Below are 410 nucleotides of genomic sequence, written 5' to 3'. Positions count from 1 at the left end.
CACCTGCCCCGTCTGTATCGGCACCAAGATAATTAAAATGAGAGTGGTGAATATTTTTACCACTCTTCGATTATTTAAAATAAACAAGAATAGATTGGGAAATTTTATAGCGCAGATTAAAAGATAAAATCCTGCTCTAAAAACTGACATTTTCCTCTATTTTGCGCTATGCTGTGCAGCAATCTTTCATTTCAATTTTCGTTGTATAGCTTACGTCTATGACTATTTCTCACATTGACCCAGAATATCAAGCAAACACGATTGAACCATCAGTCCAACAAGATTGGGAAAATCGTAAAGTCTTTAAAGTTGCCGACACTGTCGAAGGTAAACATCGCTACATCCTGTCAATGTTCCCTTACCCAAGTGGCAAACTGCACATGGGTCATGTGCGTAACTATACCATTGGC

Annotated in this window: 1 protein-coding gene; it reads left to right on the top strand. The window is 38.3% G+C overall.

The genetic code is table 11. The annotated features are described in order from the left end of the window. Positions 1–218: 218 nt before the first annotated feature. Positions 219–410, top strand: a 192-nt coding sequence (locus tag FL311_RS43765; protein WP_141333610.1) for a hypothetical protein, incomplete at its 3' end; no start/stop codon positions are given.

It is taken from the genome of Myxococcus sp. AB025B (assembly GCF_006518215.1).
In the GTDB taxonomy this organism is placed as follows: domain Bacteria; phylum Myxococcota; class Myxococcia; order Myxococcales; family Myxococcaceae; genus Myxococcus; species Myxococcus fulvus.
This window is presented reverse-complemented; position numbering and strand designations above follow the sequence as displayed.